Origin of the sequence: Sphingobacterium sp. UBA2480, from assembly GCF_002341965.1 — a bacterium.
GTDB classification, from domain to species: domain Bacteria; phylum Bacteroidota; class Bacteroidia; order Sphingobacteriales; family Sphingobacteriaceae; genus Sphingobacterium; species Sphingobacterium multivorum.
Window position 1 is genome coordinate 542,668 of the sequence record NZ_DDPA01000004.1, and the last position, 16,795, is coordinate 559,462.

Annotated in this window: 13 protein-coding genes; 7 read left to right on the forward strand and 6 right to left on the reverse strand. The window is 40.9% G+C overall.

Going from position 1 to position 16,795, the window contains the following annotated elements; genetic code table 11:
• Positions 1-114: 114 nt before the first annotated feature.
• Complete coding sequence (locus B3600_RS09680; RefSeq protein WP_070561469.1) at positions 115-636, forward strand: hypothetical protein; 522 nt, start codon at positions 115-117, stop codon at positions 634-636.
• Here B3600_RS09680 and B3600_RS09685 read toward each other — a convergent pair whose 3' ends face one another.
• From B3600_RS09685 to B3600_RS09695, 3 genes are all read right to left on the reverse strand, one after another.
• Entirely contained in the window at positions 637-2,400 is a 1,764-nt protein-coding gene (locus B3600_RS09685; protein ID WP_070561471.1) for an ABC transporter ATP-binding protein, read from the reverse strand. It abuts the gene before it with no gap.
• An 8-nt stretch (positions 2,401-2,408) separates the two neighbouring features.
• Positions 2,409-3,164: a tRNA pseudouridine(38-40) synthase TruA gene (gene truA, locus B3600_RS09690; RefSeq protein WP_112375082.1), complete on the reverse strand. Its 756-nt coding sequence runs from the start codon at positions 3,162-3,164 to the stop codon at positions 2,409-2,411.
• A 330-nt stretch (positions 3,165-3,494) separates the two neighbouring features.
• Positions 3,495-4,796: a UDP-N-acetylmuramoyl-tripeptide--D-alanyl-D-alanine ligase gene (locus B3600_RS09695; RefSeq protein WP_286752802.1), complete on the reverse strand. Its 1,302-nt coding sequence runs from the start codon at positions 4,794-4,796 to the stop codon at positions 3,495-3,497.
• Between the two features lie 384 nt (positions 4,797-5,180).
• Between B3600_RS09695 and uxaC the strand changes: the two genes are divergently transcribed.
• The 5 genes from uxaC to B3600_RS09720 all read left to right on the forward strand — a co-directional run bounded on the left by uxaC (position 5,181) and on the right by B3600_RS09720 (position 11,506).
• Positions 5,181-6,581 carry a glucuronate isomerase gene (gene uxaC / locus B3600_RS09700; RefSeq protein ID WP_070561475.1) on the forward strand — a complete coding sequence of 467 codons (1,401 nt, stop codon included), beginning with the start codon at positions 5,181-5,183 and terminating at the stop codon, positions 6,579-6,581.
• Between the two features lie 9 nt (positions 6,582-6,590).
• Complete coding sequence (locus B3600_RS09705) at positions 6,591-7,616, forward strand: sugar kinase (protein WP_286752803.1); 1,026 nt, start codon at positions 6,591-6,593, stop codon at positions 7,614-7,616.
• Positions 7,613-8,257 (forward strand): bifunctional 4-hydroxy-2-oxoglutarate aldolase/2-dehydro-3-deoxy-phosphogluconate aldolase, encoded by a 645-nt coding sequence (locus B3600_RS09710; protein WP_070561479.1) that lies wholly within the window; start codon positions 7,613-7,615, stop codon positions 8,255-8,257. The genes B3600_RS09705 and B3600_RS09710 overlap by 4 nt, the downstream gene beginning before the upstream one ends.
• Positions 8,258-8,372: 115 nt before the next feature.
• Complete coding sequence (locus B3600_RS09715) at positions 8,373-9,815, forward strand: MFS transporter (protein WP_376749823.1); 1,443 nt, start codon at positions 8,373-8,375, stop codon at positions 9,813-9,815.
• A 71-nt stretch (positions 9,816-9,886) separates the two neighbouring features.
• Entirely contained in the window at positions 9,887-11,506 is a 1,620-nt protein-coding gene (locus tag B3600_RS09720) for an NADP-dependent glyceraldehyde-3-phosphate dehydrogenase (protein ID WP_286752804.1), read from the forward strand.
• Between the two features lie 83 nt (positions 11,507-11,589).
• Here the strand turns inward: B3600_RS09720 and B3600_RS09725 are convergent, their stop codons facing one another.
• From B3600_RS09725 to B3600_RS09735, 3 genes are all read right to left on the reverse strand, one after another.
• On the reverse strand, positions 11,590-13,998 hold the full coding sequence (locus tag B3600_RS09725; RefSeq protein ID WP_070561483.1) for a TonB-dependent receptor domain-containing protein: 2,409 nt from the start codon (positions 13,996-13,998) through the stop codon (positions 11,590-11,592).
• Positions 13,999-14,136: 138 nt separating this feature from the next.
• Positions 14,137-15,807: a PspC domain-containing protein gene (locus tag B3600_RS09730; protein ID WP_286752805.1), complete on the reverse strand. Its 1,671-nt coding sequence runs from the start codon at positions 15,805-15,807 to the stop codon at positions 14,137-14,139.
• Entirely contained in the window at positions 15,800-16,171 is a 372-nt protein-coding gene (locus B3600_RS09735) for a PadR family transcriptional regulator (RefSeq protein ID WP_046673104.1), read from the reverse strand. Before B3600_RS09735 ends, B3600_RS09730 begins: the two co-directional genes overlap by 8 nt.
• A 154-nt stretch (positions 16,172-16,325) precedes the next feature.
• On the opposite strand from B3600_RS09735, the gene B3600_RS09740 reads away from it, so the two are divergent.
• Positions 16,326-16,712 (forward strand): VanZ family protein, encoded by a 387-nt coding sequence (locus tag B3600_RS09740; RefSeq protein WP_083295776.1) that lies wholly within the window; start codon positions 16,326-16,328, stop codon positions 16,710-16,712.
• The last annotated feature ends 83 nt before the right edge of the window (positions 16,713-16,795 follow it).

Sequence of the window (16,795 nt, forward strand, 5' to 3'; positions counted from 1 at the left end):
ACCTTACAGCTCATTAAACAGCAAAACAATCAAACCCTATATTTTGTTGCATTTTTTTACACGATACCAAAGGGCTTCATTTTAGAAAGTTTTATCTTTGCGAAAAAAAATACCATGTTATATATATACGGTGCAACTGCTCACGCTAAAACTGCGGTAGATGTAGCAGAAGATTTAGCGATTGAAATTGGTGGTCTTATTGACAAATCATTGCTCATTGAAGATGTATTCGATTATGAGGTTCAACTTCACCATCAAGTAAAAGGCACGGAGGAAGATTTCTTTATTGCAGTCAAGAACCCAGGCCTTCGCCAACGGATTGTATCGGAAAATGCAGACTGGAATTACCAGACCCTCATCCATCCCAAAGCCTACGTATCAAAACGAGCGGAGATTGGTGAAGGCACCATTATCCTCCCCGGCGCTTCCATCGCCCCTGATGTACAGATAGGCAACCATTGCGTTATCGCCGGTTCTGCTGTTATCGAAAGCAATACCATTATTGAAGATTTTGTCAACATCGGACCAAATGTCTCAATCGGAGCAAACGTGCTCGTAGGGCGAGGTTCAGAGATTAAAGCAAATACACGGATCGAAGATGAAGAAACGATCCCCAAAGAGAGTATAATCGCTTAATTAAATCCCCGCGGAATGAAATTGCAAGTCGTATAGTTTTTTATAATACCCATCAAAAGATAGCAATTCCTGATGCGTTCCAATTTCCTTGATTTCGCCTTTATCCAACACAATAATCTTGTCCGCCTTCTGAATGGTGGACAAGCGGTGGGCAATAACAATCGATGTTCTTCCTTTCATGAGGTTATCGATTGCATGCTGGATCATTTCTTCCGTTTCGGTATCTACTGAAGATGTCGCCTCGTCTAAAATTAGAATCCGGGGATCGTGTACCAAGGCCCGTATAAAAGAAATCAATTGGGCCTGCCCCGCGGATAAGGTTGCACCCCGCTCTTTCACATCATAATCATAGCCCCCAGGTAGTCGCATAATAAAATCATGCGCCCCCACTTCTTTTGCGGCTTCAATGACCTGCTCTCTAGATATCGCAGGATCACCTAATGTGATGTTATTGATGACGCTATCCGAGAAGAGGAATACATCCTGCAATACCGTCGCAATGGTATTTCTCAGATAATCGAGATCATAATCGCGGATATTACGGCCGTCCAACAGAATTTCACCTTTATTGATTTCATAAAAACGGCTTAGAATATTGATGGTAGAAGATTTTCCAGCACCAGTAGCCCCAACTAAAGCCAGCGTCTCACCCGGATTAACGTTAAAGTTAACATCCTTTAGGACCCAGTTTTCCTCATTATAGGCGAACCAAACATCGCGAAACGCAATTTCACCTTTGATGTGTGCAGGTTTCAATGTACCCAAATTTGGAGTCTTTTCATCGGTATCCAACACTTCAAAAATCCGTTCAGCGCTAACCATGCCCATTTGAAGCGTATTGAATTTGTCAATAAGCTCCCGAATGGGCCTAAAGATCATATTGATATACATGATAAAGGCCACCACTACACCCGGAGAGATCACATCACCCATAATTTGTTTGGAACCGAACCAGACCAATAATCCCAAAGCAATGGCCATGATAATTTCCAAAACAGGGAAAAAGATGGAGAAATACCAATTGGTCCGAATATGGGCATTACGATGTTGTGCATTAATCTCCTTAAACTTATCCATTTCCTGCTTTTCACGTGCAAAATATTGGATAATACCGACGCCCGTAATGTGTTCCTGCAAAAAGGTATTTAAGTTAGAAACCCATTTCCGCACATCGATAAAGGCAGACTTCATCGCCTCTTTAAATACGTAAGTCGCTGCCACCATCAAAGGCATCGGAATTAAAACAATCAATGTCAGCTTCCAATCGGAGTAAAACATCACAACCAGAATAACGACCAACTGTAATAAATCGCCGATAATCTGAATCAAACCTTCAGAAAAAATATTGGAAAGAGTCTCCAAATCAGAGATGGTACGGGTAATTAATTTTCCCAGTGCTGTGCGATCAAAATACTTCAGCCTGAGTTGAACAATGTGGTTAAATACCTGAATCCGAATATCACGGATAACCGACTGCCCCAGAGTATTTGTCATTAAGGTATGGTAATAACGGATCAAAGTCTGCAGGATGACCAATGCCAACATTGCAATCAGCATGAGGGACAATCCATTGGTATCGAAGTTTAGGATATAGTTATCCAGCGTATGCTGGATCAGCATAGGCAAAGCGGGGGCTACTGCAGCCAGCAATATCGTTAGGACGACCGATATCCAAAATGCCATATGATATGGACGCATATAGCGACTCATGCGTTTCACCAAATTGATATCGTAGGTTTTACCAGTTATTTTATCTTGACTCACGTTAAATTCTATATATAAGGATATGCTACTTCTGTTAAATACAACCCATGTGCCGGCACGGAAACACCTGCCTTCCCCCGGTTTTTGCTTTGGATAACCTCTTGCATAAATGAAACAGGTTTGCCTTTTATGCCTATTTCCAACGATGTACCCACAATAGCACGCACCATATTGCGCAAAAAGCGATCAGCGGTAATATGAAAGACCAAATGTTGTTCGGTATGCCATACCCACTCGGCTCTACGAATATCGCAAATATTTGTAAACACCTGCGTATGAGACTTACTAAAGCATTCGAAATCTTGTTTACCCAATAAAAATTGTGCAGCTTCATTCATCTTTTCAACATCCGGACGATCGCGCATAAAACATGAATAGGGATAGATAAAAGGATCTTTATGAAAATGAAGATGGTATTCATAGGATCTTTGTGTCGCATCGAAGCGAGCATGTGCTTCGGGTTCCACTTCGATCAGGCGCTTCACGGCCACATCAAAGGGCAATAGTGCATTGAGCGAATGAATAAAACGATCAGCTTTTTGTAGAATACCCACAGGGGCTGCATCGAAATGTGCATACAATTGCTTGGCATGAACACCTGTATCTGTACGGCCAGCTCCAGTTGTTTCAATGGGTTCCCGCAACAGGGTTTCAAGCGCCTTATTCAGCACTTCCTGCACGGAAATTGCATTATTCTGAATTTGCCAACCATGATAAGCCTGTCCAAAATAGGCTATTTCTAAAAAAAAACGTCTTTTATCCATTATATGCAACAAAGGTACGTTTTTCCAAATGAGCATCATTTCTCCGTAGAACGAATTTGCTCATTTTCCTTATTATTTAATCCTTACATGACAAAACTGTTTGTTTTGCACTTCCTTTCGCTCGATGCTACTGGGCGAGTCATTCGGGATTCAGTGGAACGAAGGTTTCCGCAACATCCTATCAACTTCGTCCCGCAACCACGGTAAGTCCACAGTGAGTCCACGTTGAGTCCACCTTTTTAAGTACATTCAATGCGGGAGCACCATGGTCGCCATATGTTCGCACCCCGAACTTATCCCCTCGTTGTGCATAGCATAAAGCTAAAAAGGCTACAGTAGTTCGACCAGATTTTCAAAGGCCATACCCCTTGACGCTTTCAATAAGACCGTGCTGTCCACAATAGGATTTCCGCTGATTGCCTGTTTTGCTTCGGCAGTAGTTTCATAAAATGCTCCACCTTCATAACGATGTGCGAAAAATTCTTTTCCTACAAAAATTTTGCGATCTGCAGGAATAGCTCTTACGTTCTCGACAATTTTTTTATGTTCTTCAAATGATTCTGTCCCCAATTCAAACATATCACCCAATACAATAGCCTTCTTATCTGCTTCAATAATCCGAATATTATCCAATGCAGCAGCCATGCTTGTTGCATTTGCATTATAATAATCGCAGATTAGGGTATTGTGGGCAGTTTTCATAACCTGCGAACGATTGTTCGTAGGGGTATATCCTTCAATACCCCGATTGATCGACGCAGAAGAAACGCCAAAATGCAAACCTACTGCAATAGCTGCAAGAAAGTTTTCGGTATTATAAGATCCTGTTAAGTGGGTATCGACAACATGAGATTCGGCCGTGCCTTTCTTGTGCCATTCAATTTGCAAGAGGGGATTTGCCCTAAGAAGCTTTCCAATCACATCATTACCTTCAGAAAAACCATAGGTGACAATGTTGGCTATCTTGCGGGCGGAAGCCATCTCTTTAAGATGTGGGTTATCTGCCTGCAAAAATAATACCCCTTGATGGTCCTGCAGCCAATCGTACAGTTCTCCCTTGGTTTTCTTTACTCCTTCAAAAGATCCAAAACCTTCTAGATGTGCTTTGCCAACGTTAGAAATCAAACCATGTGTCGGTTCGGCAATCCCACACAAAAAAGCAATTTCTTCCAAATGATTTGCCCCCATTTCGATGATTGCTAGCTCAACAGAATTATCTATCGCCAATAATGTCAATGGAACACCAATATGATTATTCAAATTTCCTTTTGTTGCATAGGCCTTGTATTTCTGCGAAACAACAGCGTACAACAATTCCTTTGTCGTGGTTTTTCCATTGGTTCCCGTCACTCCAATAACTGGAATATCCAATTGCTGTCTGTGGTAATTCGCTAGTTGCTGTAATGTTTTTAAAACATCATCAACAAGAATATACGCTTCTCCTTTTCGGTAGGTCTCGTCATCAATAACAACATATTTAGCACCCATTTCAAGCGCTTTCTCGGCGAAAGTATTCCCATTGAAATTGGCCCCTTTTAAGGCGAAAAATAGACTATCTTTTTCAATTTTACGTGTATCTGTTGTAATATTCGGATACTGTTTATAAATCTGATAAAGTGATTGGATATCCATGTTGAGCAATTTGTTGAACAAACTTAGAGAAATTGCTTTTTATATGCAATACAATTACGCTTTAGCAGATCATATTATTCGGGACTTATTCAAAATTTCAAGCAATCTGCGATAGCGAAAACGTGCTTAGAAAACGTAGAAAATGCGGTATAACCCGATTGCCTTAAACGCTACCGATAACGTTTGCGCATTTATTTTATTGAATTTCCTTTAAGTATGACCTGAATATTGGTAATTTCATTGACCATTTAAACAGTTTGGGAAATTCAGGCGACCGTACTTTCACCCCTTTTTGCATTTTTTATGTCCGATTACTTCAGCAATAAAAAGTTTGACAAGCAAAAGAGGATAGAAAACAGATGAACCTACAAATCAATACATTGTATGAAAACTTTTTTAGACGACAACTTTTTATTGAACACAAAAACGGCTGAAGAGCTGTACCATAATTATTCAAAACATCTGCCGATTATTGATTACCATAATCACCTAATCCCGGAACAGATTGCAAATAATGTCAAGTTTGATAATATTAGTCAGGTTTGGTTACATGGTGATCATTACAAATGGAGGGCCATGCGTGCCAACGGTGTCAACGAACATTATGTGACCGGAGACGCTTCAGATGAAGAAAAATTCATCAAATGGGCAGAAACTGTCCCTTATACCTTGCGTAATCCACTACACCATTGGACACACCTTGAATTACAACGCTATTTTGGCATAACAGATGTATTGTCTCCAAAAACCGCGGCCAAGATATATGCAGATACCAGTGCTTTACTGCAACAAGATAGTCATTCTGTCCGCGGACTACTCAAGATGATGCATGTTGAAGTCGTTTGCACAACAGACGACCCAATTGATAGTCTGGAATTTCATCAGCAGTTTGCGAAAGAGCGTGAATCATTTAAAATGCTTCCGGCATTTCGTCCGGATAAAGCAATGAATTGCGATGACCTGCCTGCATTGAACCAATACATCAATAAGCTTGAAGAAGTCAGCAATATGCAGATAAGCAGTTTAAGCGACTACCTCAAGGCCTTGAAAGCAAGGCACGACTTCTTTGCGACCAACGGCTGTAAAGTCTCAGATCATGGTCTGGAACAGATCTATGCTGAAGATTACACCGAAACTGAAATCGCATTCATCTTTGATAAAATTCGTGCAGGCAAAGAAATAACTTTTGATGAGAGCCTGAAGTTTAAATCGGCCATGTTAGTCTATTTTGCAGAATGGGATCATGAAAAAGGCTGGGTGCAACAATACCATTTGGGCGCTTTACGTAACAATAACTCCCGCATGCATCGCTTGATCGGTCCTGATACAGGCTGGGACTCCATTGGGGATTTTAGTCAGGGACGTGCATTATCAAAGTTTTTGAATAAATTAGATAACCAAGATAAGCTAACCAAGACAATTATCTATAATCTCAATCCAGCAGACAATGAACTTATTGCGACAATGATTGGGAATTTCAATGATGGTTCTATCAAAGGAAAAATTCAGTTTGGTTCAGCTTGGTGGTTTTTGGACCAAAAAGACGGCATGACAAAACAGATTAATACCTTGTCGAATATGGGCTTGTTAAGTCGTCTTGTAGGCATGTTGACCGATTCCAGAAGTTTTCTTTCTTTTCCAAGACATGAATACTTCAGAAGATTGGTCTGTGACATCTTTGGACAGGACATCGAAAAAGGAGAAATACCAAATGATATCGAATGGGTCGGGAAAATCATACAGGATATCAGCTACAATAACGCAAAAGAATATTTTGAATTTTAATAAATGAACATGCAGGGTAAAGTTTTAAGCTTTGGGGAATTGCTGTTACGGATCTGTCCGGATATTGAAGACAATTGGATTGAACAGCACCAATTGCCTTTCTACGTTGGAGGAGCAGAATTAAATGTCGCTACAGCTTTGGCCCTATGGAACGTGCCATCATCCTACTTATCTGCGATACCACAAAATGCCATTTGTGAAGGTATAGATGTCTATTTGAAACGTAGAAACATAGACACATCGGCGATGCAATGGGGCGGAGAGCGCTTGGGCATTTACTATCTCCCCAAAGGTAAAGATCTTAAAAATGCGGGGGTTATCTACGATCGCGAGAATTCATCTTTTGCAAGCCTCAAAGTCGGCAGTATTGATTGGGACAAAGCCTTGAAGGACGTGAAATGGTTTCACTTTTCGGCAATTTGCCCAGCAATTAGCCAGGATATTGCAGACCTCTGTCTTGAAGCTGTGCAAAAAGCACAGGAAAAAGGAATTTTTGTGTCCTTAGACCTTAACTACCGATCGAAGCTTTGGAAATATGGTAAAACACCGAAAGAGGTTATGCCTCGGATTGCCAAGTACTGCAATTTAATTATGGGCAATATATGGGCCGCGCATCAGATGCTGGGTACACCGCTTGACGAACAGTTCTTAACACACACGTCAGGATACACCGAAGAAGAGTTACTCGCGCAAGCAGATCGGACAAGCCGAGAAATCATTGCTTCCAACCCCATGTGCCAGTATGTCGCCAATACCTTCCGTTTTGACCACCATACCAAAGGGATAGAATACTACAGCACATTATTTGATAAAGACCGTTTGATCAAATCCACAACCTATATAGCGGAAGAGATTTTGGATAAAGTAGGAAGTGGCGACTGCTTTATGGCGGGTCTGATTTATGGATTGTATTCCAACCTTTCGCCGCAGGAGACGCTAGAATTTGCAACAAGCGCGGCATTCGATAAACTATTTATCGCCAGCGATGCAACAACAAGTACAGTGGACGATATTAAAAAGAGATTAACAACATGAATTTAAAAGAGATTGTATTAAATAAAATTATCGAACAAGGAACACTTCCTTTATTCTTCCATCATGATCAGGAAGAAAGTATCGATATTCTACGAACATTATACCGAGCGGGTGTACGCGTTTTTGAATTTACAAATCGTGGCCCCGAGGCGTTGGCTGTTTTTGAGCGCCTTGTTGCAACGAGGGACCTTGAGATGCCAGACCTCTACTTGGGTATTGGCACCATCAAATCGGTGGACGATGCACAACAGTTTCTCCAGGCCGGTGCTGATTTTATTGTGGCACCCTTAGTGAATCCTTTGGTTGGCTCGCTTGTACATGAGCACCATAAGTTGTGGATTCCGGGCTGCATGACACCGACCGAAATCTACACGGCTCAGCAGCAACAGGCCGCATTGATAAAATTATTCCCTGCAAATATTTTAGGACCAGCATTTATGTCCTCTATTCGGGATCTTTTTAAAGGTCAGAACTTTATACCAACGGGGGGTGTAGACATCGAAATAGAAAATCTAAAAGCATGGTTCAGGTCAGGTGTATGTGCGGTAGGTATGGGCAGTAAACTGATTGATCCAAAGGACACCAGCAATTTATTCGAAAATACACAAAAAGCACTTGATCTTGTCTCAAAAGCACGTTAAAAACAATAAGATTGCTTGTATGCCTTCCACGAGCATCGTAAAAGGAAGGCATACAGCGTTCATTATTCGTCATTTGAAGCGATAGGTTCAAGAAAAATAAACAATTAAACCCATTATGATTAATACAGAGAAAAAGGGTAATTACCGTTGGGTAATCTGTGCCCTCCTATTTTTTGCTACCACAATCAATTACTTGGATCGCCAGGTATTATCCTTAACCTGGAAAGATTTTATCAGCCCTGAATTCCACTGGACAAATACGGACTATGGAAATATTACCGCTTTGTTTTCTATTTTTTATGCCATCAGCATGCTTTTCGCGGGACGTTTTGTCGATTGGATGGATACAAAAAAAGGTTTTCTATGGGCGATTGCTGTTTGGTCCATTGGCGCCATATTACATGCTTTTTGTGGTATTGCAACCTCAGGAATTGTCGCTGGCGAGTGGTTTGTTGGATTTGAGGGTGCAAAAGAAGCTATTTCTCATGTGAACAATGCCGGTTTAATCATCAGCGTTAGTGTAAACTTATTTATTTTCGCCCGGTTTGTATTGGCGGTCGGGGAAGCTGGAAATTTCCCAGCGGCCATTAAAGCTACCGCAGAGTATTTTCCAAAGAAAGATCGTGCATTGTCCACCAGTATTTTCAATTCAGGGGCAACCATAGGAGCATTGGCTGCTCCATTGACCATTCCGGTCATCGCAGCACACTGGGGCTGGGAGATGTCTTTCATCATAATAGGAGCCCTTGGGTTTGTCTGGATGGGTTTCTGGATCTTTCTTTATAAAAAACCGCACGAGAATCCAAAAGTAAATGCGGCTGAATTGGCTTACATTCACCACGATGACCATGAACACCAAACGGAGCATTCTGCCTTAACAAAACAGCCCAAAACCACCATAGCAGAATGCCTCAAGTACAAGCAAACCTGGGCCTTTGTCTTCGGAAAATTCATGACCGACGGCGTCTGGTGGTTCTTCTTATTCTGGATGCCAGCCTATCTATCAGCCGTTTACGACATAAAGTCTTCTGATACAGAAGGGCAATTGGCCATATTTGTTTTATATGCGATCACCATGCTGTCAATTTATGGCGGCTGGTTGCCGACGTATTTTGTGGAGAAAAAGGGAATGAATGCCTATGAAGGTCGAATGAAAGCTATGTTGCTGTTTGCTTTCGTCCCATTAGTCGTACTCTTTGCACAACCCTTGGGGCATATTTCCTATTGGATACCCGTTATTTTAATTGGTTTTGCAGGTGCGGCACATCAATCGTGGTCGGCCAATATTTTTTCCACTATTGGCGATTCTTTTCCAAAACGCGCCATTGCCACTGTTACAGGAATCGGCGGGCTTGCGGGCGGTGTAGGAGCCTTTATTATCAATAAAACTTCGGGCTGGCTATTCGACTATGCCAAAGAGACTCAACTTGTCTTTATGGGTTTCAAGGGAGAAGAAGCGGGATATTTTATTATTTTTTCGTTCTGTTCAATCGCATATTTAATTGCATGGATTGTAATGAAAACACTAGTACCTAAACTTATTTTAATAAAAAATTAACAAATATTGTAATATTTACAGTATATTAGCAATATCTTTATAAATATCAATCTAAACCACTTTTAAAAACAATGAGCTTAAACTTAGAAGGTATCTTCTACGAGGAGAAAGACATTCCCGCAGAATTTACGCTAGACGAACAGGTCGATCAAAGAGAGTTCCTTTCCAATGGAGAAATGATTTCTTGGACGGGTCAAGTAAACGAAGTATTTTCACCTATCTGTGTAAAGACTAAGGGCGGCTTGAAACGTAAGCGCATCGGTAGTTTCCCTGTTTGTACTGAAAAAGAGTCCATGGAAGCCTTGGAAGCTGCTGTAAAAGCATACGACAATGGCCGTGGAGAATGGCCGACAATGAGCGTTGCCGATCGTATTACTTGTGTTGAAAATTTCACACAAAAGATGATTGCCAAGAAGGACATTGTTGTCAAGCTTATTATGTGGGAAATTGGCAAATCCTATGCTGACTCTGTTAAGGAGTTTGACCGTACGGTAGAGTATATCTACGCAACGATCGACGCATTGAAAGATATTGACCGCGATTCTTCCCGTTTTCAGATCGAACAAGGTATTATAGCCCAAATTAGAAGATCTCCACTAGGAGTTGTTTTATGTATGGGACCATTCAACTATCCATTGAATGAAACCTTCACAACGTTGATCCCTGCTTTGATCATGGGGAACACGATGTTGTTCAAACCACCTAAACATGGTACATTATTACATTACCCTTTATTAGAGGCTTTCAAAACAAGCTTCCCGAAAGGCGTTGTCAATACAATTTATGGTCGTGGAAACAAGATCGTTCCAAGTCTTATGCAGTCTGGAAAGATCAATGTGTTGACGTTGATCGGTTCAAGCCGTGTTGCTGACGAACTTAAGAAATTACATCCTAAAGTTAACCGTCTACGCGCAATTCTTGGTCTTGACGCAAAAAATGCGGCAATCATCACGAAGGATGCCGATTTAAATCTTGCTGTTTCTGAAACCGTACTGGGTTCTCTTTCATTCAATGGCCAACGCTGTACCGCACTTAAAATTATCTATGTACACCGCAGCTTGGCACAAGAGTTCCTAAAACGTCTTTCTGCGGAAGTTGCTAAATTAAAGTATGGTATGCCTTGGGAAAAAGGCGTGTCTTTGACACCTCTTCCAGAGGTTAACAAACCAGCTTATCTGACGGAATGTATCGAAGATGCAAAAGCGTATGGTGCAAAGGTGATTAACGAAAATGGTGGACAAGTAGCAGAATCTTTCTTCTACCCAGCGATCGTTTATCCGGTCAATTCTCAAATGAAACTTTACAGAGAGGAACAATTTGGTCCAGTTATCCCTGTTGTGCCATTTGATGACCTTGAGGAACCTATCGAGTACCTGATCGGCTCTTCGCATGGACAGCAGGTCAGTATCTTTAGTAACAATGCGGCTGTTGTGTCGTCTTTAATCGATCCATTGGTCAATCAGGTAAGTCGTGTCAATATCAACTGCCAATGTCAACGTGGTCCAGATACCTTCCCTTTCACCGGAAGAAAAGATAGCGCTGAGGGAACATTATCCGTTGTGGATGCTTTGCGTTCATTCTCGATACGCTCCCTGGTCGCGGCAAAGTTCACCGAAGAAAACAAGAAATTGTTGAATGACATTGTTAGTGAAAATGAATCGAACTTTTTAAGTACCAAATACATTTTCTAATAGCATTGTCTATAAAAAAAAGCGACACCGCAGGATGATTTAGATCATCTCGCGGTGTCGCTTTTTTTAGAAAATTCAAGGGCCTATTGCGCTCTTTCTTTCTCCTCATTACTTGTATCTTTCTTACGATAGTTGTTTTTTAAATTTCCGAATTTATACGAATAGGTCAATCGAACCACGCGACGATCTTGGTATTGCCTGATACTGGAGTCAAAATCGCCGAAATTGGTTTTCAGATTCTGATTCCCTGTATTAAACAAGTCGCTCACCGCCAGCTTCAACGAACTACGTTGATCTTTAAATGTCTTGGTCGCTCCTACCTCCATATCCCAACGGGCCTTCATATCGTATACATTATAGTTGAACGGCGAGAAATACCTCAAATTGACATTAGCGGACAGACTTTTCGCCAGTTTTAAATTGTGCATCGATGTAGCCTGCAAAAGAAAGGAGGTCCTTTTCAGCGGATAACCACTCACCATGCCATCAAAGTTAAAGTGGATGCCTGTAATATTGTTATTCATGCTCCAAATCTTGGATACCGTAACCGGGATGTTCAGATTCAGATAAGCCGTCAAATTTTTACCTAAATTTTCACGTATAACCCACGTTTGTTTTAGCACCGAATCTTGCCCCATGCTCTCTACAATCGCATCCCGCACATCGTTAATACCCAATGTCACATTATAACGTTGCATCAAGGTATAGTTTAGGGTGAATTCATTGGAAAATTGCGGATTCAGGTAAGGATTACCACGTTCAAAGGTTAGTTTATCAATAAAATAATCAAAAGGATTCAACTGTCGGTAATTAGGACGCGTGATCTTCCTTGCGTAACCTAAGGAAAGGATATGATTCTCATGGAGTGTATACGTCAGATTTGCATTCGGAAAAAGTTTAAAGTAATTCCGTTTCACTTGCTTATTTAAGGTCAACGAGTTCCCGTCAGAAAATGTATATTCTCCCCTCGCGCCGACCTTCAGGCCCCATTTCCCTATGGTATTATTATAGTCTATATATCCAGCGGCGATCTGCTCCTTATACACAAAATGATTCGTACGCTTTTCATTATTAATCCAGGAATTGTTCAAAAAGTCTTCAAAGGTTAAATCGTTATCCGACGTAACGTTAGAATATTTAGCCCCCATCTCAAGCTTGGAGACCTTAGATAGCGGTTGTTCATAATCCAGTTTGGCGACATAGATATCGATTCCGATAGGCATTCTACTGCGTTGGATCTCTTCGGGCGTAATCGCATTCATCTGACCATCAAAATATTGGTTATTATAACCTACGCGTTTGCTGCTTTTGAATTTACTCCAATCCAGGTCAAGGGTAAGTTTTCTGCCATTCGAATCAATTCTAAACTCATTGTTTAAATTAGCGGAGTAACGATCAAATAATTCTTTGAACTGCGATGTTGAAATCAAAAGCGAATCCAATGTTGTAAAAGACTTTCCTACATTGGTTTTACTATCGTTATCGTTGTATTCGATATTATTCGATCCATTAAACTGCACGGTTAAGGTGTTTCTGGCCGATGTCCTTTGCTCAACACCGAAGCGATAGGAATGGTTCTGTTCCTTTTCGTCCAATATCGACCTTTGTTTAAAATAGGTCTTTTCACCTTTATTCTGAATAACACGATCAAGCAGAAGCTTCCGGTGGCTTTTTTCATCCGAATACGCATACGATCCAAATACTGTCGTATTGTTCTTCTTATAGTTTAAGGATAAGGAGCTATTCCCTCTGAATTTTTCTCCCCTCCCTGCCGTCATGTTAAAGGTTCCGTTAAAACCTTCCATCCGATTTTTTTTGAGGACAATATTAATTGTACCCACTGCTCCCTCAGCGTCATCTTTTGCTGCACGCGTAGTAATCACTTCGACGGACTTAATCTGATTGCCATCCGTACTCTTCAAAAAATTCACCAACTGTTCACCGGACATATAGGTCTGCCGACCATCGATGGTCACGGATACACCAGATTGCCCCATCAACTGTAGGTTATTATTGTTATCTAAACTCACTCCAGGAGCCCGCTGTACAATATCTAAGGCATTATTCCCTGCGGCTAAAGGCGAATTTTCCACATTTAAAACCAGTTTACCGGGCTTGCTTTCAACCATCGGCCGCTTACCCTCTACGGCGACCTCCTGCAATTTTCGTGTATCCGTGTTCAGCAGGATCGCCGGGACCTTGTGGTCTGATTTGCTGATATCAAAAACATTGCTCTTATTGGTGGTATACCCGACCATTTTCGCCTCGACATAATAACTTCCAGCTTGTATATCCGAAAATTGGTATTCTCCATTTTCATCAGTAACAACGGCTTTCAGAATGACAGTCGTCTTTGCCTTCATCAGATAAGCAGTTGCCGAGGCCAAAGGCACATTATTTTCCACATGTACTTTGCCTGTAACTTTCACTTGCGCATAGGCAAATGAAGTAATTAAAAAATTTAAGAGTAAGAGGTAAAAATATCTTTTCATTCGTTTATAAATAGGTGTAATAGCATTTACTTTTAATGGTATTAAATAGGCTTATAACACGAAGGTCAGTACTGATTTTCGATTGGTTATAGCGGTAATAATTTGTCTTCCGCCTGAAGGCGGAAGACTTGGTTTATGTTATTTCTTTTTTGTCTCTATGGTAACACCATCTTTTTTGAGATTAATAATGGTATCCCGACGGATGACAACAGACGTATCATGTGCAACTACCTCATTCCCCTCAGTGGCTGTTTCGTCACTGTCATCTGACTTTTTGGGCGGCAAGGCACATTTCAACCCAAGTGATGTAACTACAAATTCGACTTCTTTTATATCCCTTAGATCTTCACTATAACGGTCACGACATTCGTAAAATGAAATATCCCTTAATTTATCTTCCAAATTATCATTAATGATCAACTTGGTACCTACTGGGAGAAACAACGTAATATTGACTTCTTGATCCCGATAGAGCTCACCTTCATTCAATTGGAACGCATTGTCAAATGTTAATGATGTACTATCTTGTCTCAATGCATAGTTAATTTTACCAGCTCTATCCGTTGCGACTTTATAAGAATTTCCTTTAGCCGAATACTCATACCGTACATAAGGTTCCTGTAGGGAGTCGATACGTTCGACACGGATACGAATATTACGTCGCAGATAGGTCGAAAGGTTTTCATTCCTGATCCCCAAACCGCTTTTTACGCCATTTTTTAAGCGGATTACCCGAATATCATTTTCATTTAAGTAATAAACAGCTTGTTTTTGCAGTGGCTTCTCTTCAACAATCGTACTAGACTCTTTGAATTCCTTTGCTACCGATGTAGCGTAGTAGATGATACCGCCTATCGATGCCAACCAGACTAAAAACAAGGTGGTTGTCAAATAGTTGTTCATTGGTTTTTTCTCGAAGAGAACACGGAGAAGCAAATAGAACAACCCGGCAAAAGGGATAAAAATGGCCAAGAAACCCGCGATCAAAGCGAAAGGTACATCGCTCGGATTCATGAGGTAGAAAGGACCAGAATCGTCCATGACGTCAGGAATTACGTTCACAATAGCCAGTGCAAAGAAGATAAGTCCAATGATCAATCCGATGAGCGTTAACCCGACGATAATAACAAAGAATACGCCGATAACTTTCACAAAAACCTGCAATAATTTAGCAACACCATCTCCGGTGCGGTCCATTCCCCTCGAGAACGAGTCCCTTACCCCGCTCATTTCTTCATCAAAAGAACGTTTGAAGTTCTGAATATTCGGTGCTTCACCACGCATTTCCATCTTATCTGCACGGGTTACAGCGAGCGGCATTACGATCCATAGGATAACATAGACCAATACGCCCGATCCACCGATCACAACAAATAAAGCAAAGAGTAAGCGTACCCATTTCGCCTCAATACCAAAAAAGTGCCCCAATCCACTACATACTCCACTGAAAACTTTGTCATCGGGATCGCGCATCAGCTTCTTCCCTACTTTAAAACCATCTGCATTTGGCTGGCGCTGAAAAGACGCATAACCATCCTGATCCTCAGACTCGAAATCGCTGACGCTCCCCATTTGCTCGATAACGGCATTAACATCGTCCATATTCAGAACTTCTTTGCTGCCAGCCTGAATCTTCTCGGTAAACATTTCAGAAATACGATTTTCGATGTCCTCCAAAATCTCCTTACTATCTTCCGATTGTCCAAAGTGCTTCTTTATATCAATCATGTAGGAGCGAAGCACCTCATAAGCATCCTCTTCAATATGGAAGACGATACTATTTATGTTGATAATTATTGTCTTATTCATCGTTATTATCTTTAACTGGTTTAGTTGAATCATTGTTTCTACCCACCAATGAGGTGTTTACAGCAAACACGAGCTCATTCCAGGTAACATCTAGTCGCGAAAGGACTTCTAACCCTTCTTGGGTAATTTCATAATATTTTCTAGGCGGACCTGAAGTTGACTCCTTCCATATATAGCTTAACAGTCCATTGTTTTTTAGACGTGTTAGAAGCGGATATAAGGTTCCTTCCACAACCAATAATTGAGCTTTCTTCAGTTCGCTGATAATATCGGAGGCATAAATTTCTCCTCGAGAAATTATGGATAGGATACAATATTCAAGTATCCCCTTCCTCATTTGGATTTGTGTATTTTCAGCTATCATAACAATACAAAGATATATGTATTTTATGGTACCATGCAATACATAGTACCATATAAAACAAAACAATATAACTAAACAACTGATTTACAGTGAAATAATTTTTAAATAAATAATATTTTTATTTCTATCAGGAAATTTTTGGATATTTATCGCCATGATTAAAATCTTATTAGACTATAAGTGGTGTTTTATTTGGGCCATAATAGTTATTGTTTTATGCACCCTCCCGGGCAATAATTTTGATGCAGTTCCCGCCTATCCAGGTATGGATAAATTAGTCCATTGTGGGATGTTCTTTGTTTTCTGTACATTGCTATACAACGGTGTAATCCAGCAATTCCATGGGAAACCGACCCGTTGGCTTCCAATCTTTGTCGTTTCCATCCTTGGTTTTTTATTTGCAGGACTGACAGAGTTACTTCAGCTTTATATTTTTACGTATCGCAGCGGTGACTGGTGGGATTTATTTGCAGACAGCATCGGAATCGGCATGGCAGGATTTGCCTATCTCCTAAACTATGTCAACCGACGTCGCAAATAACGTGTTGAATTCGTTTTGACCTGGTCATTACTATTGAAGGCATGGCCTGCTCGTAATAGTGGTTACCGTAATTATTGAAATTC